8 protein-coding genes, 5 tRNA genes, 6 rRNA genes and 1 pseudogene are annotated in these 24,475 nt (G+C 56.6%); 19 read left to right on the top strand and 1 reads right to left on the bottom strand.

All coding sequences use genetic code 11. The features are described from left to right. Nucleotides 1-158: 158 nt before the first annotated feature. The 6 genes from tyrS to rrf (NPX02_RS09665) all read left to right on the top strand — a co-directional run bounded on the left by tyrS (nucleotide 159) and on the right by rrf (NPX02_RS09665) (nucleotide 7,017). A complete protein-coding gene (tyrS, locus tag NPX02_RS09690; RefSeq protein ID WP_260293330.1) occupies nucleotides 159-1,355 on the top strand; it encodes a tyrosine--tRNA ligase in 1,197 nt (398 codons plus the stop codon). A 487-nt stretch (nucleotides 1,356-1,842) separates the two neighbouring features. Next, nucleotides 1,843-3,386, top strand: a 16S ribosomal RNA gene (locus tag NPX02_RS09685). 64 nt (nucleotides 3,387-3,450) lie between these two features. Then, a tRNA-Ile gene (locus tag NPX02_RS09680) sits at nucleotides 3,451-3,527 on the top strand. 37 nt (nucleotides 3,528-3,564) lie between these two features. Beyond that, nucleotides 3,565-3,640: transfer RNA gene (locus tag NPX02_RS09675), tRNA-Ala, on the top strand. 259 nt (nucleotides 3,641-3,899) lie between these two features. After that, nucleotides 3,900-6,787, top strand: a 23S ribosomal RNA gene (locus tag NPX02_RS09670). Nucleotides 6,788-6,901: 114 nt separating this feature from the next. Then, nucleotides 6,902-7,017: ribosomal RNA gene (rrf, locus tag NPX02_RS09665) — 5S ribosomal RNA — on the top strand. Nucleotides 7,018-7,378: 361 nt separating this feature from the next. Here the strand turns inward: rrf (NPX02_RS09665) and NPX02_RS09660 are convergent. Next, a pseudogene (locus NPX02_RS09660) lies at nucleotides 7,379-7,669 on the bottom strand (IS66 family transposase); the annotation flags it as partial. A gap of 986 nt (nucleotides 7,670-8,655) precedes the next feature. On the opposite strand from NPX02_RS09660, the gene NPX02_RS09655 reads away from it, so the two are divergent. The 13 genes from NPX02_RS09655 (at nucleotide 8,656) to NPX02_RS09595 (ending at nucleotide 24,327) form a co-directional block, all read left to right on the top strand. Then, nucleotides 8,656-10,199, top strand: a 16S ribosomal RNA gene (locus NPX02_RS09655). 64 nt (nucleotides 10,200-10,263) lie between these two features. Then, nucleotides 10,264-10,340: transfer RNA gene (locus NPX02_RS09650), tRNA-Ile, on the top strand. Between the two features lie 37 nt (nucleotides 10,341-10,377). Next, nucleotides 10,378-10,453: transfer RNA gene (locus tag NPX02_RS09645), tRNA-Ala, on the top strand. 259 nt (nucleotides 10,454-10,712) lie between these two features. Further along, nucleotides 10,713-13,600 (top strand): 23S ribosomal RNA (locus NPX02_RS09640). A gap of 114 nt (nucleotides 13,601-13,714) precedes the next feature. Further along, nucleotides 13,715-13,830, top strand: a 5S ribosomal RNA gene (gene rrf, locus NPX02_RS09635). Together the 16S, 23S and 5S rRNA genes with 4 tRNA genes alongside form the textbook arrangement of a ribosomal RNA operon. Before the next feature lie 128 nt (nucleotides 13,831-13,958). Then, complete coding sequence (locus NPX02_RS09630) at nucleotides 13,959-15,785, top strand: M61 family metallopeptidase (protein ID WP_260293329.1); 1,827 nt, start codon at nucleotides 13,959-13,961, stop codon at nucleotides 15,783-15,785. Nucleotides 15,786-15,810: 25 nt separating this feature from the next. After that, nucleotides 15,811-16,791 carry a bifunctional biotin--[acetyl-CoA-carboxylase] ligase/biotin operon repressor BirA gene (gene birA, locus NPX02_RS09625; protein ID WP_260293328.1) on the top strand — a complete coding sequence of 327 codons (981 nt, stop codon included), beginning with the start codon at nucleotides 15,811-15,813 and terminating at the stop codon, nucleotides 16,789-16,791. A 21-nt stretch (nucleotides 16,792-16,812) separates the two neighbouring features. Continuing rightward, a complete protein-coding gene (locus NPX02_RS09620) occupies nucleotides 16,813-17,568 on the top strand; it encodes a type III pantothenate kinase (protein WP_260293327.1) in 756 nt (251 codons plus the stop codon). A gap of 5 nt (nucleotides 17,569-17,573) precedes the next feature. Then, complete coding sequence (locus NPX02_RS09615) at nucleotides 17,574-18,515, top strand: SPOR domain-containing protein (protein ID WP_260293326.1); 942 nt, start codon at nucleotides 17,574-17,576, stop codon at nucleotides 18,513-18,515. 20 nt (nucleotides 18,516-18,535) lie between these two features. Further along, nucleotides 18,536-18,611 (top strand) — tRNA-Thr (locus NPX02_RS09610). Nucleotides 18,612-19,044: 433 nt separating this feature from the next. After that, nucleotides 19,045-21,123, top strand: a complete 2,079-nt coding sequence (fusA, locus tag NPX02_RS09605; RefSeq protein ID WP_260293325.1) for an elongation factor G — start codon at nucleotides 19,045-19,047, stop codon at nucleotides 21,121-21,123. A gap of 623 nt (nucleotides 21,124-21,746) precedes the next feature. After that, nucleotides 21,747-23,951 carry an EAL domain-containing response regulator gene (locus NPX02_RS09600; protein ID WP_260293324.1) on the top strand — a complete coding sequence of 735 codons (2,205 nt, stop codon included), beginning with the start codon at nucleotides 21,747-21,749 and terminating at the stop codon, nucleotides 23,949-23,951. Beyond that, nucleotides 23,941-24,327 (top strand): response regulator, encoded by a 387-nt coding sequence (locus tag NPX02_RS09595; RefSeq protein WP_260293323.1) that lies wholly within the window; start codon nucleotides 23,941-23,943, stop codon nucleotides 24,325-24,327. The genes NPX02_RS09600 and NPX02_RS09595 overlap by 11 nt, the downstream gene beginning before the upstream one ends. The last annotated feature ends 148 nt before the right edge of the window (nucleotides 24,328-24,475 follow it).

Raw genomic sequence — 24,475 nt, 5'->3', positions numbered from 1 at the left:
TATTCCCAGCCTTTTCAGGGCGCTGATGCCCTGCGTGGCCGGCCGGCAAAGATAGTTAGCGTCAGGAAGGGGCCAATATATAGTGAAATGGTTACTTTTTCTTGCTTCATCCTGTAAATTGTGCGCCCCGACATGTTCTTGTTTTTTTGAGGTGGGTAATGGCGTCAGTCGCAGAGTCGATGGAGCTGATCAGGCGAGGAGCGGATGAGATTCTGCTGGAGGAGTCGCTGATCAAGAAACTGGGGCGGGGAAAGCCGCTCAAGATCAAGGCGGGCTTTGATCCCACGGCTCCCGATCTCCATCTGGGGCACACGGTGTTGATCAACAAGCTGCGCCAGTTCCAGGATCTGGGGCATGAGGTCACATTCCTGATCGGTGACTTTACCGGGATGATCGGTGATCCCACCGGCAAGAATGTCACCCGCAAGGCGCTGTCCCGGGAAGAGGTGCTGAAAAATGCCGAAACTTACCAGGAGCAGATTTTCAAGATCCTCGACCGCGAGCGCACGGTGATCCGCTTCAACTCCGAATGGATGATCCCCATGGGCTCGGCGGGCCTGATACAGCTGGCGGCCAAGCACACGGTGGCGCGTATGCTGGAGCGGGATGATTTCAGCAAGCGCTACAAGAACGGCCAGCCCATCGCGATCCATGAATTTCTCTACCCCCTGGTGCAGGGGTATGACTCGGTCGCGCTGCAATCGGATGTGGAACTGGGCGGCACCGATCAGAAATTCAATCTTCTGGTGGGGCGGCAGCTGCAGGAGCTCTATGGCCAGGAGCCCCAGGTGGTGCTCACCATGCCGATCCTGGAGGGGCTGGACGGCGTCCAGAAGATGTCCAAGTCACTCAATAACTATATCGGCATTGCGGATCAACCCGATGACATGTTCGGAAAGATCATGTCCATCTCGGATGAGCTGATGTGGCGCTACTATGAACTGCTCAGCTTCAGATCCATGGCCGAGATCAGTCGACTGCAACAGCAGGTCGATGACGGTCTGAATCCCCGGGATGTGAAAGTCCTGCTGGCCGAGGAGTTGATTGAGCGGTTCCACGACAAGACCGCGGCGGTCAGGGCCAATGAGAATTTCGTCGCCAGATTCCGGCAAGGGGCCATGCCGGATGACATGCCGGAAAAAACCCTGCACGCGGATGGTGGGCTGTTGATTGCCAATCTGTTGAAAGAGGCGGGATTGGTCGCCTCGACATCGGAGGCGCTGCGCATGATCAAGCAGGGGGCGGTGAAGATCGATGGCGAGAAGGTGGAGGAGCGCGACCTGGTCTGCCGGCAGGGTTCGGACGGTGTCTATCAAGTGGGCAAGCGGCGTTTCGCCAGGGTAAAGCTGGTGTGAATTCCCGGCCTGAAAAGCGCGCTCGGGGTGTTGTCATAAAAAGTTAACAATAGGGCTTGCGCGGGGAGGGCGAGTGCGTATAATGCGCCGCTCGTTCGCAGGAGAAGTTGGCCGGTAAGGCCGCGGATCCGGTGGGTGGAAAGCCAGGGAAGTGGCGATTCGAACAGGTTGAAATTAGTGCTTGACCTGCTCGGAATGAGGCGTAGAATACGCGCCTCGCTTGGGGCGAATGCGGTAGTGATTCGGTCCGGGTGGTGAGTTGATAGCGAGTAGTTATTGACTTAAAAATTGGAGGCATTCATAATTGACTGTCTCGGTCAGATGAAAGTTTGACCCGCTCTTTAACAATCAGGTTAGGTAATTTGTGTGGGTGCTCCGTCGGTGGCTTATGAAGCCAATTATTTCGACGAAGCATCTAAAAGAAATTCCTTTTTTTAGACGTAATGTCGAGCACGGATTTGTCACCCATAAAGTGACTAAAACACTTCAAGTGAAGAGTTTGATCCTGGCTCAGATTGAACGCTGGCGGTATGCTTAACACATGCAAGTCGAACGGCAGCACAAGAGAGCTTGCTCTCTGGGTGGCGAGTGGCGGACGGGTGAGTAACGCGTAAGAATCTGCCTGGTAGTGGGGGATAACTCGGGGAAACTCGAGCTAATACCGCATACGCCCTACGGGGGAAAGTGGGGGACCTTCGGGCCTCACGCTATTAGATGAGCTTGCGTTGGATTAGCTAGTTGGTAGGGTAATGGCCTACCAAGGCGACGATCCATAGCTGGTCTGAGAGGACGATCAGCCACACTGGGACTGAGACACGGCCCAGACTCCTACGGGAGGCAGCAGTGGGGAATATTGGACAATGGGCGCAAGCCTGATCCAGCAATACCGCGTGTGTGAAGAAGGCCTGCGGGTTGTAAAGCACTTTCAATTGTGAAGAAAAGCTTGGGGCTAATAACTCCGAGTCTTGACGTTAACTTTAGAAGAAGCACCGGCTAACTCTGTGCCAGCAGCCGCGGTAATACAGAGGGTGCGAGCGTTAATCGGAATTACTGGGCGTAAAGCGTGCGTAGGCGGTTTAGTAAGTCAGATGTGAAAGCCCTGGGCTTAACCTGGGAACTGCATTTGAAACTGCTGAACTAGAGTGTGGTAGAGGGAAGTGGAATTCCGGGTGTAGCGGTGAAATGCGTAGATATCCGGAGGAACACCAGTGGCGAAGGCGACTTCCTGGACCAACACTGACGCTGAGGTACGAAAGCGTGGGTAGCAAACAGGATTAGATACCCTGGTAGTCCACGCCGTAAACGATGTCAACTAGTTGTTGGGAGCATCTTGGCTCTTAGTAACGTAGCTAACGCGATAAGTTGACCGCCTGGGGAGTACGGCCGCAAGGTTAAAACTCAAAGGAATTGACGGGGGCCCGCACAAGCGGTGGAGCATGTGGTTTAATTCGATGCAACGCGAAGAACCTTACCAGCCCTTGACATCCTGCGAACTTTCTAGAGATAGATTGGTGCCTTCGGGAACGCAGAGACAGGTGCTGCATGGCTGTCGTCAGCTCGTGTCGTGAGATGTTGGGTTAAGTCCCGTAACGAGCGCAACCCTTGCCCTTAGTTGCCAGCACGTAATGGTGGGAACTCTAGGGGGACTGCCGGTGATAAACCGGAGGAAGGTGGGGATGACGTCAAGTCATCATGGCCCTTATGGGCTGGGCTACACACGTGCTACAATGGCCGGTACAGAGGGCCGCAAACCCGCGAGGGGGAGCAAATCTCACAAAACCGGTCGTAGTCCGGATCGCAGTCTGCAACTCGACTGCGTGAAGTTGGAATCGCTAGTAATCGCGAATCAGAATGTCGCGGTGAATACGTTCCCGGGCCTTGTACACACCGCCCGTCACACCATGGGAGTGGGTTGCAAAAGAAGTAGGTAGTCTAACCTTCGGGAGGACGCTTACCACTTTGTGATTCATGACTGGGGTGAAGTCGTAACAAGGTAGCCCTAGGGGAACCTGGGGCTGGATCACCTCCTTTAAGATAGCGGATTAAGCGCTGTCGGAGCCCCCACACAAATTACCTGATCAAGTAGCACGGACACGGGTCTGTAGCTCAGTTGGTTAGAGCGCACCCCTGATAAGGGTGAGGTCGGTGGTTCGAATCCACCCAGACCCACCAGTTTTCTGTTCTGAGAAGGATGGAGAATGAGGTTATCGGGGCCATAGCTCAGCTGGGAGAGCGCCTGCCTTGCACGCAGGAGGTCGGGAGTTCGATCCTCCCTGGCTCCACCAACTTTGTGTCCGGTATGAGTATCAAGTGTCGAGCAGTAATGTTCGCCACTTTGTATTTATACGAAGTGCATGCTCTTTAACAATTCGGATATAGATTGTAGATAGGTGATGATTTTGAAGTCACGCGAGTGACGGAAGAATCTATCTAACAATAAGTACTAATTTTTTCTCATGAAAAATTAGTTACTTGGGTATGTTGCATTCGTAACAAACAAGTTTATAAACCAGCACCATGGCTCCAGAGTTTTTGGGGTTATATGGTCAAGTGAATAAGCGCATATGGTGGATGCCTAGGCGGTAAGAGGCGATGAAGGACGTTGTAGCTTGCGATAAGCCTCGGGGAGTCAGCAAACAGACTTTGATCCGAGGATTTCCGAATGGGGAAACCCAGCCCGTATAAGCGGGTTATCTTGCACTGAATACATAGGTGTAAGAGGCGAACCCGGGGAACTGAAACATCTAAGTACCCGGAGGAAAAGAAATCAACCGAGATTCCCTTAGTAGCGGCGAGCGAACGGGGATTAGCCCTTAAGCTGTTGATGTTGTTAGTGGAACAATCTGGAAAGTTTGGCGATACAGGGTGATAGCCCCGTACACGAAAACTATTCAACAGTGAAATCGAGTAGGGCGGGACACGTGGTATCCTGTCTGAACATGGGGGGACCATCCTCCAAGGCTAAATACTCCTTACCGACCGATAGTGAACCAGTACCGTGAGGGAAAGGCGAAAAGAACCCTTTTTAAGGGAGTGAAATAGAACCTGAAACCGTATGCGTACAAGCAGTAGGAGCCCTTCGGGGTGACTGCGTACCTTTTGTATAATGGGTCAGCGACTTACTTCTCAGTAGCAAGCTTAACCGAATAGGGGAGGCGTAGGGAAACCGAGTCTTAATAGGGCGTTTAGTTGCTGGGAGTAGACCCGAAACCGGGCGATCTATCCATGGCCAGGGTGAAGGTGGAGTAACATCTACTGGAGGCCCGAACCGGGATCTGTTGAAAAAGATTCGGATGAGCTGTGGATCGGAGTGAAAGGCTAATCAAGCTCGGAGATAGCTGGTTCTCCTCGAAAGCTATTTAGGTAGCGCCTCATGTATCACTCGCGGGGGTAGAGCACTGTTTCGGCTAGGGGGTCATCCCGACTTACCAAACCGATGCAAACTCCGAATACCGCGAAGTGCAATCATGGGAGACAGACGGCGGGTGCTAACGTCCGTCGTCAAAAGGGAAACAACCCAGACCGCCAGCTAAGGTCCCAAAATCACATCTCAGTGGGAAACGATGTGGGAAGGCACAGACAGCTAGGAGGTTGGCTTAGAAGCAGCCATCCTTTAAAGAAAGCGTAATAGCTCACTAGTCGAGTCGGCCTGCGCGGAAGATTTAACGGGGCTTAAGATGTGTACCGAAGCTGCGGATGCGTGTTTACACGCATGGTAGAGGAGCGTTCTGTAAGCGGTTGAAGGTGTGTCGTAAGGCATGCTGGACGTATCAGAAGTGCGAATGCTGACATGAGTAACGATAAAGGGGGTGAGAGGCCCCCTCGCCGAAAGCCCAAGGTTTCCTGCGCAACGCTAATCGGCGCAGGGTTAGTCGGCCCCTAAGGTGAGGCAGAAATGCGTAATCGATGGGAAGCAGGTTAATATTCCTGCACCTCTTATTACTGCGATGGAGAGACGGAGAAGGCTAGGCCATCCGGGCGTTGGTTGTCCCGGTTTAAGCGAGTAGGGAGTGAGTTTAGGCAAATCCGGACTCACAATCCTGAGACGTGACGACGAAGCATCTTTGGATGTGAAGTGGTTGATGCCATGCTTCCAGGAAAATCTTCTAAGCTTCAGGTAATAAGAGACCGTACTCCAAACCGACACAGGTGGGCTGGATGAGAATTCCAAGGCGCTTGAGAGAACTCTGGTGAAGGAACTAGGCAAAATGGTACCGTAACTTCGGGAGAAGGTACGCCTTTGACGGTGATAAGATTTACTCTTTAAGCTGTTGAAGGTTGCAATAAAATGGTGGCTGCAACTGTTTATTAAAAACATAGCACTCTGCAAACTCGAAAGAGGACGTATAGGGTGTGACGCCTGCCCGGTGCCGGAAGGTTAATTGATGGGGTTATCTTCGGAGAAGCTCTTGATCGAAGCCCCGGTAAACGGCGGCCGTAACTATAACGGTCCTAAGGTAGCGAAATTCCTTGTCGGGTAAGTTCCGACCTGCACGAATGGCGTAATGATGGCCACACTGTCTCCACCAGAGACTCAGTGAAATTGAACTCGCTGTTAAGATGCAGCGTACCCGCGGCTAGACGGAAAGACCCCGTGCACCTTTACTACAGCTTCACACTGGACTTTGAGCCTATCTGTGTAGGATAGGTGGGAGGCTTTGAAACCGGGACGCCAGTCCTGGTGGAGCCAACCTTGAAATACCACCCTGGTATGTTTGGAGTTCTAACCCAGACCCGTTATCCGGGTCGGGGACAGTGTGTGGTGGGTAGTTTGACTGGGGCGGTCTCCTCCCAAAGAGTAACGGAGGAGCACGAAGGTACCCTCAGCGCGGTCGGAAATCGCGCATTGAGTGCAAGAGCATAAGGGTGCTTGACTGCGAGACAGACAAGTCGAGCAGGTACGAAAGTAGGTTCTAGTGATCCGGTGGCTCTGTATGGAAGGGCCATCGCTCAACGGATAAAAGGTACGCCGGGGATAACAGGCTGATACCGCCCAAGAGTTCATATCGACGGCGGTGTTTGGCACCTCGATGTCGGCTCATCACATCCTGGGGCTGAAGTCGGTCCCAAGGGTATGGCTGTTCGCCATTTAAAGTGGTACGCGAGCTGGGTTTAGAACGTCGTGAGACAGTTCGGTCCCTATCTGCCGTGGGCGTTTGAGATTTGAGGGAAGCTGCTCCTAGTACGAGAGGACCGGAGTGGACGAACCTCTGGTGTTCCGGTTGTCACGCCAGTGGCATTGCCGGGTAGCTATGTTCGGACAGGATAACCGCTGAAAGCATCTAAGCGGGAAGCCCCTCCCAAGATTAGATCTCACCAGACCTTTAAGGTCTCTAAAGGGCCGTTGAAGACTACAACGTTGATAGGCTGGGTGTGGAAGTGCAGTAATGTATGAAGCTAACCAGTACTAATTGCCCGTGAGGCTTGACCATATAACACCCAAGTACTTTGTGCTGGGTGCTGGTTAAGAACGCAACAACCCATGTACTATTTACAATCTATACCGAATGCATGCAGAGTCGCGCAAGCGGCTTGCCAACAGTTTGCTTGGCGGCCATAGAGCACTGGAACCACCTGATCCCATCCCGAACTCAGAAGTGAAACGGTGTATCGCCGATGATAGTGTGGGGCCTCCCCATGTGAAAGTAGGTCACTGCCAAGCTTTATACCCAAAACCCCAGCCGCTAACCCGGTTGGGGTTTTTTTATGGGCGAATTTATTGATTAACGACTCTTCTTTTTCGTGTAACCGTCCGGTAAACCCATATTGTGCCGAATGCTGACATCGCCAGGATAGTGCCCACTTAATTTTTATTGGACACTTGTTATGAGCACCTTAAGCGTACTCCGACCGTAGCGGAAACGTCGCCGGCATGCTCCTGGATTCAAGGCGAGGATTGTTCGAGGCCTGCAAATCACACGGGACGCCAGTGATGGCGTTGTGCTTCTGCGTCGGCAGACGAGCCAGTACCTCATTGAGGTGGGTGTAGGAATCAGTCGCCGAGGAAGGCACGGCATGCTGCTCGCTCGGCTCGCTGTGAAGTCGTAGGCCACCGCTCTGAGGTCCGCGAAGGGTGTGGTGCGGTAGGCCCGGCGGGGTTACTTCTTTCCCACTGCCGGCGCGGCAACCGGTGTTTCATCCGCATGCATTTGCGGATGCGGGAGCATGGCGTCTCGCGGTGCCTCCAGCAGGGGCTGCAACTGCACCCCGCAGGTGTCGATTCACAGGGCCAGGGTTGAGCCCTGGATGGTGAGTCCGTCCCGCCCGAAGATGCGTTCCTGGCGGTACAGCGCCAGGTGGTCGGCATGTATGGCGGTGGTCCCCGTATCGGACTGTACTTTGCCACAGGATACCTGCAGCGCCGTAATCACGCCCTCGGCATCGAGTCGTTGTCAGGGCGGCCCCTGAATCAGCGCATGCGGCTGTTCCGCACGCAACGCCAGGCGATCGCCACGCCGAGGTTCACCTCAGTGGAGTTTCCCCAGGCCGCGCAGGCCAGGGAGTGGCAAGCCGACTGGGCCATGCTATGGGCAAAGAACCGGGGGATGGGAGCGTCGATGCGGTTGGTTTTGCACCGCGTCCTTGCTTGCCGGCGATACGGGATGTCGGTGGGCTCGCAAGCGCATCACCCGTGGCTCATATTTTTTCGGAGTGCCTCCAGGTTAGCCGGATAAACAGGTAATGGTTGAATCGCCATCGCGTTGCTCCTCAGTAAAAACCGGGGGAGATGTAACTTTATATTCCCGAGAGAATTATTGCTATTACGTGCTCAGACCGGTTGACATTATTCCCGCTTGCCGGGGAGTGGGGCTATTTTCCGGCCGTTTCGGCAACAGCCCGACTGATTCATGAAAAGTTAAAAATAGGGCTTGCGCGGGGAAGGCGAGTGCGTATAATGCGCCGCTCGTTCGCAGGAGAAGTTGGCCGGTAAGGCCGCGGATCCGGCGGGCGGAAAGCCAGGGAAGCGGCGATTCGAACGGGTTGAAATTAGTGCTTGACCTGTTCGGAATGAGGCGTAGAATACGCGCCTCGCTTGGGGCGAATGCGGTAGTGATTCGGTCTGGGTGGTGAGTTGATAGCGAGTAGTTATTGACTTAAAAATTGGAGGCATTCATAATTGACTGTCTCGGTCAGATGAAAGTTTGACCCGCTCTTTAACAATCAGGTTAGGTAATTTGTGTGGGTGCTCCGTCGGTGGCTTATGAAGCCAATTATTTCGACGAAGCATCTAAAAGAAATTCCTTTTTTTAGACGTAATGTCGAGCACGGATTTGTCACCCATAAAGTGACTAAAACACTTCAAGTGAAGAGTTTGATCCTGGCTCAGATTGAACGCTGGCGGTATGCTTAACACATGCAAGTCGAACGGCAGCACAAGAGAGCTTGCTCTCTGGGTGGCGAGTGGCGGACGGGTGAGTAACGCGTAAGAATCTGCCTGGTAGTGGGGGATAACTCGGGGAAACTCGAGCTAATACCGCATACGCCCTACGGGGGAAAGTGGGGGACCTTCGGGCCTCACGCTATTAGATGAGCTTGCGTTGGATTAGCTAGTTGGTAGGGTAATGGCCTACCAAGGCGACGATCCATAGCTGGTCTGAGAGGACGATCAGCCACACTGGGACTGAGACACGGCCCAGACTCCTACGGGAGGCAGCAGTGGGGAATATTGGACAATGGGCGCAAGCCTGATCCAGCAATACCGCGTGTGTGAAGAAGGCCTGCGGGTTGTAAAGCACTTTCAATTGTGAAGAAAAGCTTGGGGCTAATAACTCCGAGTCTTGACGTTAACTTTAGAAGAAGCACCGGCTAACTCTGTGCCAGCAGCCGCGGTAATACAGAGGGTGCGAGCGTTAATCGGAATTACTGGGCGTAAAGCGTGCGTAGGCGGTTTAGTAAGTCAGATGTGAAAGCCCTGGGCTTAACCTGGGAACTGCATTTGAAACTGCTGAACTAGAGTGTGGTAGAGGGAAGTGGAATTCCGGGTGTAGCGGTGAAATGCGTAGATATCCGGAGGAACACCAGTGGCGAAGGCGACTTCCTGGACCAACACTGACGCTGAGGTACGAAAGCGTGGGTAGCAAACAGGATTAGATACCCTGGTAGTCCACGCCGTAAACGATGTCAACTAGTTGTTGGGAGCATCTTGGCTCTTAGTAACGTAGCTAACGCGATAAGTTGACCGCCTGGGGAGTACGGCCGCAAGGTTAAAACTCAAAGGAATTGACGGGGGCCCGCACAAGCGGTGGAGCATGTGGTTTAATTCGATGCAACGCGAAGAACCTTACCAGCCCTTGACATCCTGCGAACTTTCTAGAGATAGATTGGTGCCTTCGGGAACGCAGAGACAGGTGCTGCATGGCTGTCGTCAGCTCGTGTCGTGAGATGTTGGGTTAAGTCCCGTAACGAGCGCAACCCTTGCCCTTAGTTGCCAGCACGTAATGGTGGGAACTCTAGGGGGACTGCCGGTGATAAACCGGAGGAAGGTGGGGATGACGTCAAGTCATCATGGCCCTTATGGGCTGGGCTACACACGTGCTACAATGGCCGGTACAGAGGGCCGCAAACCCGCGAGGGGGAGCAAATCTCACAAAACCGGTCGTAGTCCGGATCGCAGTCTGCAACTCGACTGCGTGAAGTTGGAATCGCTAGTAATCGCGAATCAGAATGTCGCGGTGAATACGTTCCCGGGCCTTGTACACACCGCCCGTCACACCATGGGAGTGGGTTGCAAAAGAAGTAGGTAGTCTAACCTTCGGGAGGACGCTTACCACTTTGTGATTCATGACTGGGGTGAAGTCGTAACAAGGTAGCCCTAGGGGAACCTGGGGCTGGATCACCTCCTTTAAGATAGCGGATTAAGCGCTGTCGGAGCCCCCACACAAATTACCTGATCAAGTAGCACGGACACGGGTCTGTAGCTCAGTTGGTTAGAGCGCACCCCTGATAAGGGTGAGGTCGGTGGTTCGAATCCACCCAGACCCACCAGTTTTCTGTTCTGAGAAGGATGGAGAATGAGGTTATCGGGGCCATAGCTCAGCTGGGAGAGCGCCTGCCTTGCACGCAGGAGGTCGGGAGTTCGATCCTCCCTGGCTCCACCAACTTTGTGTCCGGTATGAGTATCAAGTGTCGAGCAGTAATGTTCGCCACTTTGTATTTATACGAAGTGCATGCTCTTTAACAATTCGGATATAGATTGTAGATAGGTGATGATTTTGAAGTCACGCGAGTGACGGAAGAATCTATCTAACAATAAGTACTAATTTTTTCTCATGAAAAATTAGTTACTTGGGTATGTTGCATTCGTAACAAACAAGTTTATAAACCAGCACCATGGCTCCAGAGTTTTTGGGGTTATATGGTCAAGTGAATAAGCGCATATGGTGGATGCCTAGGCGGTAAGAGGCGATGAAGGACGTTGTAGCTTGCGATAAGCCTCGGGGAGTCAGCAAACAGACTTTGATCCGAGGATTTCCGAATGGGGAAACCCAGCCCGTATAAGCGGGTTATCTTGCACTGAATACATAGGTGTAAGAGGCGAACCCGGGGAACTGAAACATCTAAGTACCCGGAGGAAAAGAAATCAACCGAGATTCCCTTAGTAGCGGCGAGCGAACGGGGATTAGCCCTTAAGCTGTTGATGTTGTTAGTGGAACAATCTGGAAAGTTTGGCGATACAGGGTGATAGCCCCGTACACGAAAACTATTCAACAGTGAAATCGAGTAGGGCGGGACACGTGGTATCCTGTCTGAACATGGGGGGACCATCCTCCAAGGCTAAATACTCCTTACCGACCGATAGTGAACCAGTACCGTGAGGGAAAGGCGAAAAGAACCCTTTTTAAGGGAGTGAAATAGAACCTGAAACCGTATGCGTACAAGCAGTAGGAGCCCTTCGGGGTGACTGCGTACCTTTTGTATAATGGGTCAGCGACTTACTTCTCAGTAGCAAGCTTAACCGAATAGGGGAGGCGTAGGGAAACCGAGTCTTAATAGGGCGTTTAGTTGCTGGGAGTAGACCCGAAACCGGGCGATCTATCCATGGCCAGGGTGAAGGTGGAGTAACATCTACTGGAGGCCCGAACCGGGATCTGTTGAAAAAGATTCGGATGAGCTGTGGATCGGAGTGAAAGGCTAATCAAGCTCGGAGATAGCTGGTTCTCCTCGAAAGCTATTTAGGTAGCGCCTCATGTATCACTCGCGGGGGTAGAGCACTGTTTCGGCTAGGGGGTCATCCCGACTTACCAAACCGATGCAAACTCCGAATACCGCGAAGTGCAATCATGGGAGACAGACGGCGGGTGCTAACGTCCGTCGTCAAAAGGGAAACAACCCAGACCGCCAGCTAAGGTCCCAAAATCACATCTCAGTGGGAAACGATGTGGGAAGGCACAGACAGCTAGGAGGTTGGCTTAGAAGCAGCCATCCTTTAAAGAAAGCGTAATAGCTCACTAGTCGAGTCGGCCTGCGCGGAAGATTTAACGGGGCTTAAGATGTGTACCGAAGCTGCGGATGCGTGTTTACACGCATGGTAGAGGAGCGTTCTGTAAGCGGTTGAAGGTGTGTCGTAAGGCATGCTGGACGTATCAGAAGTGCGAATGCTGACATGAGTAACGATAAAGGGGGTGAGAGGCCCCCTCGCCGAAAGCCCAAGGTTTCCTGCGCAACGCTAATCGGCGCAGGGTTAGTCGGCCCCTAAGGTGAGGCAGAAATGCGTAATCGATGGGAAGCAGGTTAATATTCCTGCACCTCTTATTACTGCGATGGAGAGACGGAGAAGGCTAGGCCATCCGGGCGTTGGTTGTCCCGGTTTAAGCGAGTAGGGAGTGAGTTTAGGCAAATCCGGACTCACAATCCTGAGACGTGACGACGAAGCATCTTTGGATGTGAAGTGGTTGATGCCATGCTTCCAGGAAAATCTTCTAAGCTTCAGGTAATAAGAGACCGTACTCCAAACCGACACAGGTGGGCTGGATGAGAATTCCAAGGCGCTTGAGAGAACTCTGGTGAAGGAACTAGGCAAAATGGTACCGTAACTTCGGGAGAAGGTACGCCTTTGACGGTGATAAGATTTACTCTTTAAGCTGTTGAAGGTTGCAATAAAATGGTGGCTGCAACTGTTTATTAAAAACATAGCACTCTGCAAACTCGAAAGAGGACGTATAGGGTGTGACGCCTGCCCGGTGCCGGAAGGTTAATTGATGGGGTTATCTTCGGAGAAGCTCTTGATCGAAGCCCCGGTAAACGGCGGCCGTAACTATAACGGTCCTAAGGTAGCGAAATTCCTTGTCGGGTAAGTTCCGACCTGCACGAATGGCGTAATGATGGCCACACTGTCTCCACCAGAGACTCAGTGAAATTGAACTCGCTGTTAAGATGCAGCGTACCCGCGGCTAGACGGAAAGACCCCGTGCACCTTTACTACAGCTTCACACTGGACTTTGAGCCTATCTGTGTAGGATAGGTGGGAGGCTTTGAAACCGGGACGCCAGTCCTGGTGGAGCCAACCTTGAAATACCACCCTGGTATGTTTGGAGTTCTAACCCAGACCCGTTATCCGGGTCGGGGACAGTGTGTGGTGGGTAGTTTGACTGGGGCGGTCTCCTCCCAAAGAGTAACGGAGGAGCACGAAGGTACCCTCAGCGCGGTCGGAAATCGCGCATTGAGTGCAAGAGCATAAGGGTGCTTGACTGCGAGACAGACAAGTCGAGCAGGTACGAAAGTAGGTTCTAGTGATCCGGTGGCTCTGTATGGAAGGGCCATCGCTCAACGGATAAAAGGTACGCCGGGGATAACAGGCTGATACCGCCCAAGAGTTCATATCGACGGCGGTGTTTGGCACCTCGATGTCGGCTCATCACATCCTGGGGCTGAAGTCGGTCCCAAGGGTATGGCTGTTCGCCATTTAAAGTGGTACGCGAGCTGGGTTTAGAACGTCGTGAGACAGTTCGGTCCCTATCTGCCGTGGGCGTTTGAGATTTGAGGGAAGCTGCTCCTAGTACGAGAGGACCGGAGTGGACGAACCTCTGGTGTTCCGGTTGTCACGCCAGTGGCATTGCCGGGTAGCTATGTTCGGACAGGATAACCGCTGAAAGCATCTAAGCGGGAAGCCCCTCCCAAGATTAGATCTCACCAGACCTTTAAGGTCTCTAAAGGGCCGTTGAAGACTACAACGTTGATAGGCTGGGTGTGGAAGTGCAGTAATGTATGAAGCTAACCAGTACTAATTGCCCGTGAGGCTTGACCATATAACACCCAAGTACTTTGTGCTGGGTGCTGGTTAAGAACGCAACAACCCATGTACTATTTACAATCTATACCGAATGCATGCAGAGTCGCGCAAGCGGCTTGCCAACAGTTTGCTTGGCGGCCATAGAGCACTGGAACCACCTGATCCCATCCCGAACTCAGAAGTGAAACGGTGTATCGCCGATGATAGTGTGGGGCCTCCCCATGTGAAAGTAGGTCACTGCCAAGCTTTATACCCAAAACCCCAGCCGCTAACCCGGTTGGGGTTTTTTTATGGGCGAATTTATTGATTAACGACTCTTCTTTGGCCGCTGAATTTGGTAGAGTGCTGCAAGGAATTCCACGAGCCCACGCCCTATGATCGACTACGCCATCAAACCGCTTGCCCCGGGCGCCCATCAGTTTCAGGTTGACGTCACCATCCAGAGTCCCGATCCGGCCGGTCAGCTGGTATCGCTGCCCGCCTGGATACCCGGCAGCTACATGATCCGGGACTTCGCCAAAAACATCCTGTCGCTCGGTGCCCGCAGTGGAGAGACGCCCCTGGAGGTGGTGAAGTTGGATAAACAGACCTGGCAGCTGCCGGTCTGTAGCGGTCCGGTGAAGATCAGTTATCAAGTCTATGCCTGGGACTTGTCGGTGCGCGGCGCCCATCTGGATACCACCCATGGTTTCTTCAATGGGACCAGTGTGTTCCTCAGGGTGCATGGCCAGGAGGAGCAGGCGTGCCTGGTGGATATCGCGCCGCCGGACGGGGAGGCCTATGCGGACTGGCGCCTGGCCACCACCATGACCTCCTGCGGCGCGCCACACCTGGCTTTCGGGCTGTATGGGGCGGGCAACTACGACGAACTCATCGACCACCCGGTGGAGATGGGACGCTTCAGCCATACCGCGTTCGAGGTGGCCGGCGTGCCGCACGAGATTGTGATCAGCGGCAAACACTACGCCGACATGGAGCGCATCTGCGCCGACCTGCAGCGGATCTGCTCCCAGCATGTGCAACTCTTTGGTGAATTGCCGGAGATGGAGCGTTACCTGTTTCTGGTGATGGCGGTGGGTGAGGGTTATGGCGGCCTGGAGCACCGCAGTTCCACCTCGCTGATCTGCAAGCGCGATGACCTGCCGCAGAAGCGGGTACCCGAGATGAGCGACGGTTATCGCCAGTTTCTCGGGCTCTGCAGCCACGAATATTTTCATCTATGGAATGTAAAGCGCATCCGCCCGTTAAAACTGATGCAGGCGGATCTGACGCAGGAGGCCTACACCACACTGCTCTGGTTCTTCGAGGGGGTGACCTCCTATTATGATGACCTGGCGCTGGTAAGGTCGGGCTGTATCGACCCGCGCGCCTATCTGGAGTTGCTGGCGAAGACCATCACCCGGGTCTACCGCTCGGGTGGTCGTCGCAAACAGTCGGTCGCGGATTCCAGTTTCGACGCCTGGACCAAGTTTTACAAACAGGACGAAAATGCCCCCAACGCGATCGTCAGCTATTACACCAAAGGCGCCCTGATCGCCCTGCTCCTGGACCAGCTCATCCGGCGCGACACGGCCGGCAGGCAATCCCTGGATGACATCATGCGGGCGCTCTGGCAGCGCTATGGGCGCCGTGACATCGGACTGAGCGAGGACGAGGTGGAGCGAGTGACAGCGGAGCTGACCGGCCTGGACCTGAAGGGGTTCTTCGACCGCGCCGTGCGCGGTTGTGAGGAGCTGGAGCTGGCGCCCGCGCTGGATCGGGTGGGTATCGGGTTCAGCCTGCGGCCGGCGCGCGGAGCGGCGGATCAGGGCGGCGTGAAGGAGACTACGCAGGAGAAGGAGTCGGCCGCCCCGCGCCTGGTGCTGGGCGTGGCGACCAGGAGCGAAGGCCGGGATGTGGTGATAGCCAATGTCTTCGACCAGGGCGCCGCGCAGCTTGCCGGGATTTCGGCGGGTGACGTCTTGATCGCGATCGATGGCCTGCGCCCAACGGAAGCCAATATGGATAATCTGATGACCCGGGCGATCAACGGCACGCCGCTGGAGGTCCACGTTTTCCGCCGCGATGAATTGATGCGCTTTGAGGTGACCCCGTTACCCGCCGTCGCCGATACCTGCGAACTCTGGATCAGGGAGTCAGTGGAGAAGCAGACCGTTGATTGTCGGCAGGCCTGGTTGTCCACCGTTCAGGTGACGGCATGACAGGCATTGACGTCGGAGTGAGATGATGAGCAGTCGGCGACAGTTATTACAGCTCCTGGTGGATGGCCAGTGGCATTCGGGGGAAGACCTGGCCCGGCGGCTGGGCCTGAGTCGGACCGCCGTATGGAAGCAGCTCGGCCTATTGCGTGACCAGCTGGGCCTGAATATCCATTCGGTGCGTGGCCGCGGTTACCGGTTGCCGGAGAAACTGGAGTTGCTGGAAGCCGGGCACATCCGCGATGCCTTGGCGGATTCGACTCATGACTGGATAAGCCACATCGAGATACACGACAGCATCGCCTCCACCAACAGCCACCTGATGGCACAGGACCCCGGCCAGTTGCAGAGCGGTCACGTCTGCCTGGCGGAAAGGCAGAGTGACGGCCGCGGCAGGCGCGGGCGCCACTGGGTCTCCCCGTTTGGCCGCAACATCTACCTGTCGCTGTTCTGGGAATACGGGCTGGCGCCGGCAGCATTGTCCGGCCTCAGTCTGGTGGCGGGTCTGGCCGTGATACGGGCATTGCGCCAACTCGGGATCAGTGAAATCGGCCTGAAGTGGCCGAATGACATACTCTACGGTAACCGGAAGCTGGCGGGCCTGCTGCTGGAGGTGGTCGGCGAGCAGACCGGCCCCAGCCGCGTCGTGCTGGGACTGGGTATGAATGTAAGGCTCAGCGAGGCGGAAGGGGAGTCGATCGATCAGCCCTGGGTGAGCCTGTCGCAGCTGCCCGGTGGCGCGGCACACTCACGCAACCGGATAGTCGCCGCGCTGCTGGATAACCTGGTAGCCGTATTGTCACAGTTCGAAGCGCAGGGCCTGGCGGCGATGATTCCGGAGTGGCGTCAGTATGACCTGTATCACGGCCAGCGGGTGATCCTGCAGCTGGGCGCACGGCAGATCGAGGGGATACACCGGGGGGTGGAGCCGAGCGGCGCACTGCTGCTGGAGACGGCGGAAGGGATACGCGCCTACCATGGGGGGGAAGTTTCGCTGCGACCGGTCTAAGGTCCATCGAACGGCTACCTGATGAATAACACCCGCATACTCCTCATCGATATCGGTAACACCAACCTGAAATGGTCGCTGCTCGAGGCGGGGCGGTTATCGCCAATCAAGGCGGAAAAGCATCACGGCGTCGCGCCCGATCAATTGGCGACGACCTGCTGGGGCGACCTTCAGCCACCCGATGCCATCTACCTTGCCAACGTGGCCGGCGCCGACCTGGAGTCTGGCCTGACAAGCTGGATGCAGGGCGGGTGGGGCCGGACCCCGCATCCGGTGCGGCCCGTGGCCCAGGCCCAGGGCGTCAGCAACGGCTATCGGGAGCCCGGCCAACTGGGCGTCGATCGCTGGCTGACCCTGCTGGCGGTACGCCGGCAGGAGGCCGGTGCGGTCTGCGTTGTCGACTGCGGTACCGCGATCACCTTGGACCTGATGGACAGTCAAGGCCGTCATCTTGGGGGATTGATCCTGCCGGGGCTGGACCTGATGCGGGAATCACTCCTGCAGCAGACGCGCATCCCCCGGGTCGGCCAGGTGCCGGTGGAATCCCTGTTCGCCCGGGATACCGCCTCCGCGGTGGCCTCGGCGGCGGTCAACGCGGCCGCCGCCCTGATCGAAAGGAGCATGCGCCAGGCGGCGGAGCATTGCGGTGAGCCCGCCACTCTGATCCTCACCGGCAGCGACGCGGCACGTATTTCGGTGCAGTTGGATATCCCCTTCCGGATCGATCATGAGCTGGTGATGAAGGGGCTGGTGGCCATCGCGGAGGCGGCAGGGTAAGTGCGATGAGATGGCTGTTCATGCTACTGCTGTCAGCGAACCTGGTCATCCTGGGTTGGGGCGTGCAACGCAATCCGCAGGCCATGGTGGTTCGGCCGTTGGCGAAAAAACCGGCCATCGGCAACCTGCGGTTGCTCGCGGAAGTGTCCCCATCCGAGGCGGATACGAAGCCGGCCGTGCCGGCGGCCGCGGCGGTCGACGCCGAGGCGTCTGCAGCGGAGTTCGAGGCCCCCACACTTCCGGAACAAGAGATCCCGCCACGGGAGGTGCAATCCCCGCCGCCGCCGGTGGTCGAGCAGCCAGCGATTGACCAGGAACCGCCGCCGCTCGGTACGGATATCCCGGACACCGTCCCGGAAATCGCCGACAGCGAGCCCACGGCGGAACTCCCCGGCGACCAGGAATCCGCCGCGCCGGCCGCCCCCGCGCCGCCACTTGAACCCAAACCCGAACCCGTGGTGCTGGTCTGTGGTGCCTTCGGCCCCTTCGAGCGCGGCGCCGAGGCGCGGGCGCTGGCCGAATCCCTGGCCAGCCAGGGCATGGAAACCTCGCTGCGCCGGGACTCCATGGAGAAGCCGACCGGCTACTGGGTGATGATCCCGCCACTGCCGAGCCGCGAAGCGGCGATAGCGAAGGTCGAACAGCTGCGCGCCAGCGGCATCGACGACGTGCGCCGTTTTGTTAAAGGTGACCAGGTAAACGGCATCTCCCTGGGGGTGTTCTCAACCCAGAAAAACGCCCAGAGCCGGCAGCAGGCGATAGCGGACAAGGGGCACAGAACCAGCGTGGTACCGCGGCTGGTGACGGTTCCCGCCCACTGGGTGGATTACCGCGCGGACCAGGCCCGGGTGGCCAAGGCCGTGGCCAGGATAAGGGAAAGCCGGGACGCGGTAATAAATGAACAATACCCCTGTCCGCGCGTTGTCACATCCGGTGGGATCTTCTAGAATAGGCCCTCCAAATTTTGGCTGGCGTAGCTCAGTTGGTAGAGCAGCTGATTTGTAATCAGCAGGTCGCGGGTTCGACTCCTGTCGCCAGCTCCATATCCCTTATCCTTCCCGAATAGGCAGATAGTGCATTTCAAACAATGGCTTAACGCTGCGATCTGATGCCGTCCGCGTTTTCCATCCTATCGCCGTGGTTTTGGCGAGCGGTACGGTGTTGAAATATCTTTAAAAAAGACGCAGGAAACTTTACCACTAGGCCGGGGTTTCAGGTTAAAATAGCCGGCTATTTATGGCTGGGTTGCCTTAGGCGCTGCTTTCTGACGGAGGCCGTGGCGGCCCATCTCGTGCTGCCACCAGCATCTGGCACGTTTATCATATTTTGTCGTCTGGTCCGCAGATCGCCCGGACCGGGGACGCAGATGGGGAGGTCCGGTGGATGGGGGAATCGCCCCGTTATCCCGCCTCCTGGGTAATGTGTGTTGGTGGTCGCCAGATACTTACATTTAATGTCTAACTCTAGAGTACGAACATGACAGATCTAAGCCTTTACCGAAATATCGGTATCTTCGCTCACGTAGATGCTGGTAAAACGACCACTACCGAGCGCATCCTGAAATTGACAGGTAAGATCCATAAGATCGGTGAGGTGCACGATGGTGCAGCGACAACTGACTTCATGGAGCAGGAGCAGGAGCGCGGCATCACCATTCAGTCGGCGGCCACTTCCTGTGAGTGGAACAAGCACCGGTTGAATATCATCGATACCCCGGGACACGTTGACTTCACCATCGAGGTTTACCGTTCCCTGAAGGTGCTCGACGGCGGCGTGGGCGTGTTCTGCGGATCCGGCGGCGTGGAGCCCCAGTCCGAGACCAACTGGCGCTATGCGAATGACTCCGAGGTGGCGCGGATCATCCTGGTCAACAAGCTGGACCGCCTGGGCGCTGATTTCTACCGGGTGGTCAAGCAGATCAAGGATGTGCTGGGCGCCACCCCGCTGGTTATGGTACTGCCGATCGGGACCGAGGACGAGTTTGTCGGCGTGGTCGACCTGCTGACCCGCAAGGCCTGGGTCTGGGATGATTCCGGCGACCCCACCGGCTACACCCTGCAGGATGTGCCGGCCGATATGGTCGATAAGGTTGAAGAGTATCGCGAGATGCTGGTTGAGACCGCCGTCGAGCAGGATGACGACCTGATGGAGAAGTATCTGGATGGCGAGGTGCCCTCGATTGAGGACCTGAAGCGCTGCATCCGCAAGGGTACCATCCACCTGGACTTCTTCCCCACCTACTGTGGTTCGGCGTTCAAGAACAAGGGTATTCAGCTGGTGCTGGACGCGGTGGTCGACTACCTGCCAAACCCTACCGAAGTGGAGCCGCAGCCCGAGGTGGACCTGGAAGGCAACGAGACCGGCAAGTTCGCCATCGTTGATCCGGCCAAGCCGTTGCGTGCCCTGGCGTTCAAGATCATGGACGACCGTTTCGGCGCACTGACCTTCGTGCGCATCTATTCCGGCGTGCTGGAAAAGGGCATGACGGTCCTCAATACCTTCACCGGCAAGACCGAGCGTATCGGGCGTATCGTTGAGATGCATGCCGACTCCCGTGAAGAGCTGAGCCGGGCCCAGGCCGGTGACATCGTCGCCGTCGTCGGCATGAAGAATGTCAAGACCGGACACACCCTGTGCGATCCGAAAAATCCCGCCACCCTGGAGCCTATGGTGTTCCCGGCCCCCGTTATCGCCATCGCCATCGCGCCGAAGGACAAGGCGGGCGTCGAGAAGATGGGTATCGCCCTGAACAAGATGGTGCAGGAGGATCCCTCCTTCTATGTCGAGACCGACGAGGACAGCGGCGAGACCATCCTCAAGGGCATGGGTGAGCTGCATCTGGATATCAAGATCGATATCCTGCGCCGTACCCATGGCGTGGATGTGACCGTCGGCAAGCCCCAGGTGGCCTACCGCGAGACCATCACCCAGCGGGTGGAAGACAGCTACACGCACAAGAAACAGTCCGGTGGTTCCGGTCAGTTCGGTAAGATCGACTACATCATCGAGCCGGGCGAACCCGGTAGCGGTTTCCAGTTCGAGTCGGTGGTGGTCGGTGGTAACGTGCCGAAAGAGTACTGGCCGGCCATCCAGAAGGGCTTTGCCACCAGTATGGACAAGGGTGTCCTGGCCGGCTTCCCCTGTCTGGACGTGAAGGTGATCCTGACGGATGGTGGCTTCCATGCGGTTGACTCCTCGGCCATCGCGTTCGAGATCGCGGCCCGCGGCGCCTATCGTCAGACCATTCCCAAGGCGGGTCCGCAGCTGATCGAGCCGATCATGAAAGTGGACGTCTACACCCCGGAAGATCATGTGGGCGACGTGATCGGCGACCTGAACCGTCGCCGTGGCATGATCAAGTCCCAGGATACGGCGGCGACCGGCATCCGTATCAAGGCCGAGGCACCGCTGAGCGAGATGTTCGGCTACATCGGTGATCTGCGCACCATGACCTCCGGCCGTGGCCAGTTCTCGATGGAGTTCTCCCACTACCTGCCTTGTCCCAGGAACGTCGCTGAAGAGGTGATCAAGGAGACGCTGGAAAGAAAGAAATAAGCGGTACAATCAAGGCCGGGCGACGTTGGTCGCCCGGCCTTTTTTATTCAGGGACGGATTTATGCCACGAAGCACAGGGCAGTGCGGGAGCGGATGTTATTCCGCGATCCCAGCCTCCCACCACCTCCCCGCCCGGCGACGAGCAGCGGTTACCGGTTTCGGTGCCGGTCGACTATTCTCAGGCAGTAGCGGTTGCCGAGGGCGCCCTTCAATACCCTCCGGATCCGGGCGTGTTCCGAATCCAGGGGATTTGCGACTCTAAAGATTTTACTGCCCAGGCCGAGATATTCAGGAGCTTTCAATTTAATATTGCCGGGTAAAGCTGTTTCAGTTTCGTTGGGTGGATAAGCGGCAGCGCGTCCACCGCAGCAATGGTGGATGCGCCTACCGGCTTATCCACCCTGCGAAAGTACTTTATCAAATTGAAGTATTCCCAGGCCCGGGTTTCGATTCATGCCGGACCCGGTCGGGGTGTGACAGGCCAGGACCGGTTGATTTTGATGCACGCGGGTTTTCGCCTATGATGCCTGAGTCAGGGGAGCTTTGGGGAAGCGCATTTTGATCTGTACAGCCATCTTATCCGCACGCTTAGTCCGCCGGGCGGCACTGCCGGGAACTCCAGCATGAGTGACGATATGCGCGGCAATCAAACCATTCTGACGATCGATGATGAACAGGCGATCAGGGAGAGCTTCCATCTCTATCTTGAGGATTACGGCTATACGGTGCTGGAGGCGGAGAACGGCAGGACCGGCATAGAGCTGTTCGAATCCCTGGAGCCGGATCTCGTGCTGGTGGATCTGCGGATGCCGGAGATGGACGGTCTGCAGGTGTTGGCGCATGTGGTCAGCCATGCCCCTGACACGCCGATTATCGTGGTGTCGGGAACCGGCGCCATCGACGATGCCATCGAGGCGCTGCATCTGGGCGCCTGGGATTACATGCTGAAGCCGGTTCAGGATCTATCGGTGCTGCTGCACGCGGTGAGAAAAAACCTGGAGCGTAGCCGGCTGACCCGGGAGAACCGGGCCTACCAGCAGCATCTGGAGGAGCAGGTCAAAAAACGCACCGAGCAGCTGCAGCTCGCCAATGAGGAGATGCATGAGGCGAACCGGCAGCTGAAGCAGAGTGAAGAGAAATACCGCTCGATCTTCGAGAGCCTGACCGACGTCTATTTCCAGGTGGATCTCGACGGCTTTGTTGAAGAGATATCCCCCTCCATTGCCGGCAACCTGTACTATCAGCGCGAGCAGATGCTGGGCCGCCGGCTGTGGGATCTGGTTGCCGATCCCGCGCACGGCGACATGCTGCTGGAGCGGCTTGAACAGGCCGGTAGGGTGACGGATTATGAGGTGTCGCTGGTGGACGGTGAGGGCTCGAAGCGGCCCTGTGCCATCACCGCCACCCGTGAGCACTCCCCGGTCGGCAAGGGGCGCATCTACGGGATGTTCCGGGACGTGACGGAGCGCAAGCAGGCGGAGGCGAAGATCGAGCATCAGGCCTATCACGACAGCCTGACCCAGTTACCCAACCGGAGCCTGCTGCTGGATCGTCTGGAGCTGGTGCTGAATCGTGCCAAACGCCACGACTACGAAGGCGCGCTGCTGCTGATTGATCTTGATCGCTTCAAGACCATCAATGATTCGCTCGGCCACAGCGTGGGCGATCAGCTGCTGTGTGAGGTTTCCAGGCGATTGGCCGGGTTGCTGGGCGAAGCGGATAGCGTGGCGCGCATTGGTGGCGATGAGTTTGCCGTGCTGATATCGGATATCGGCAGTGATACCCAGGCCACGGCGAGACGGGCGCAGGATATTGCCGAGCGGATCCGCCAGGTGCTTTCCCATCCGCTACGCATCCGGGATCACGAACTCTACATCACCCCGAGTATCGGCATCACCCTGTTTCCGATGCAGCAGGAAGATGCGGATGCGGTGCTGCGACATGGTGATACCGCCATGTATCAGGCCAAGGCGGCGGGGCGCAATGCCATTCGCTTTTTTCTCCCGGGAATGCAGGTGGAGGCCGACGAACGGCTGGCTCTGGAGAAGGATCTGCGGCTGGCGGTCGCCAACAACCAGCTGAAGCTCTTTTTCCAGCCGCAGATCGATGCGAGCGGAGCCGTGTGCGGCGCCGAGGGATTGCTGCGTTGGGAGCATCCGCAACACGGGATGATCACGCCGGACCGGTTTATCCCGGTCGCCGAAGAGACCGGGCTGATCCTGCCGATCGGTGACTGGGTGTTGCGGACCGCTTGTCGGCTGATCACCCGCTGGAGCGCCAGCGAGCTGGGGGCGTCGCTGCGGCATATCGCGGTCAATGTCAGCCCGTGGCAGTTCAGGCAGCCGGACTTCCCGGGTCAGGTGGAGCGCATTTTGGCCGAGACCGGCGCCGACCCCAGGCGGCTGGGGCTGGAGCTGACCGAGGGGGTGGTGATTGACAACGTGGCCGATACCGCGGAAAAGATGGCCTCCTTCAAGGCGCTGGGAGTGAGGATCTCCATCGATGATTTCGGTACCGGCTACTCCTCCCTCGCCTACCTTAAGAAGCTGCCGCTGGATATCCTGAAGATCGACCGGAGTTTTGTCGAAGAGGTGACGGAGGATGAGAGCAACGCGGCAATCGTTGAAACCATCATTGCCATTGCCGATCACCTGGGACTGGAAGTGATCGCCGAAGGTGTCGAGACCCGGGGTCAGCTGGAATTTCTCCAACTGAAGGGGTGCGGCCGCTATCAGGGCTACTATTTCAGCAGGCCGCTGCCGGTAGAGCAGTTCGAGCGCTACCTGGCGGAGCAGATCAGTAGCAGGGAGGCCTCCGGTGTCAACTGAGCCGTTCCGTATTCTGGTCATCGATGATGAGGCGTCCATCCGGGAGAGTCTCTGCGCGTTTCTCGAAGACCACGATTATGCCGTGGAGTCGGCCGAGAGCGCCGAAGAGGCACTGGAGATGCTGCAGCGGACGCGCTTTGACCTGGCGATCGTGGATATGCGCCTGCCCGGGGAAAGTGGTGATGTGTTTATCGTCAAGGCGGCGCAGCTGCTGCGCGATCTGCGCTTCCTGATACATACCGGCTCGGTCGAGTTCCATCTGACCGAGGCGTTGAAAAAACAGGGTATCACCACCGAGCATGTCTACCTCAAGCCGCTGAATGACCTTACTGTCCTGGTGGAAGGTGTACGGAAGCTGCTGAATGAAAAGCGCTGAGCAACAGAGGCACTGCGGCGCCTCTCCCCGGCGCGCCTGGCCGCGTTTGACCGGAGGGTTCTCCAGCGGACCCGCCCTGCCGAAGGGGATCGGTGTGGCGCGGGGACGGAACAGGGAAACGGGGCATCCCGGGAGTTATCCGAGCCGC

The sequence above is a fragment of the Sedimenticola hydrogenitrophicus genome, from assembly GCF_025175675.1.
Taxonomy (GTDB): domain Bacteria; phylum Pseudomonadota; class Gammaproteobacteria; order Chromatiales; family Chromatiaceae; genus Sedimenticola; species Sedimenticola hydrogenitrophicus.
The sequence above is the reverse complement of the archived record's forward strand: the minus strand, read 5'-3'. Positions and strand labels throughout refer to the sequence as shown.

Excerpts from the sequence above, each read along its gene's own strand:
- tyrS (WP_260293330.1), top strand. The coding sequence starts at position 159 with ATGGCGTCAGTCGCAGAGTCGATGGAGCTGATCAGGCGAGGAGCGGAT.
- birA (WP_260293328.1), top strand. The coding sequence starts at position 15,811 with ATGAGCAGTCGGCGACAGTTATTACAGCTCCTGGTGGATGGCCAGTGG.
- NPX02_RS09600 (WP_260293324.1), top strand. The coding sequence starts at position 21,747 with ATGAGTGACGATATGCGCGGCAATCAAACCATTCTGACGATCGATGAT.
- NPX02_RS09630 (WP_260293329.1), top strand. The coding sequence starts at position 13,959 with ATGATCGACTACGCCATCAAACCGCTTGCCCCGGGCGCCCATCAGTTT.
- NPX02_RS09620 (WP_260293327.1), top strand. The coding sequence starts at position 16,813 with ATGAATAACACCCGCATACTCCTCATCGATATCGGTAACACCAACCTG.
- NPX02_RS09615 (WP_260293326.1), top strand. The coding sequence starts at position 17,574 with ATGAGATGGCTGTTCATGCTACTGCTGTCAGCGAACCTGGTCATCCTG.
- fusA (WP_260293325.1), top strand. The coding sequence starts at position 19,045 with ATGACAGATCTAAGCCTTTACCGAAATATCGGTATCTTCGCTCACGTA.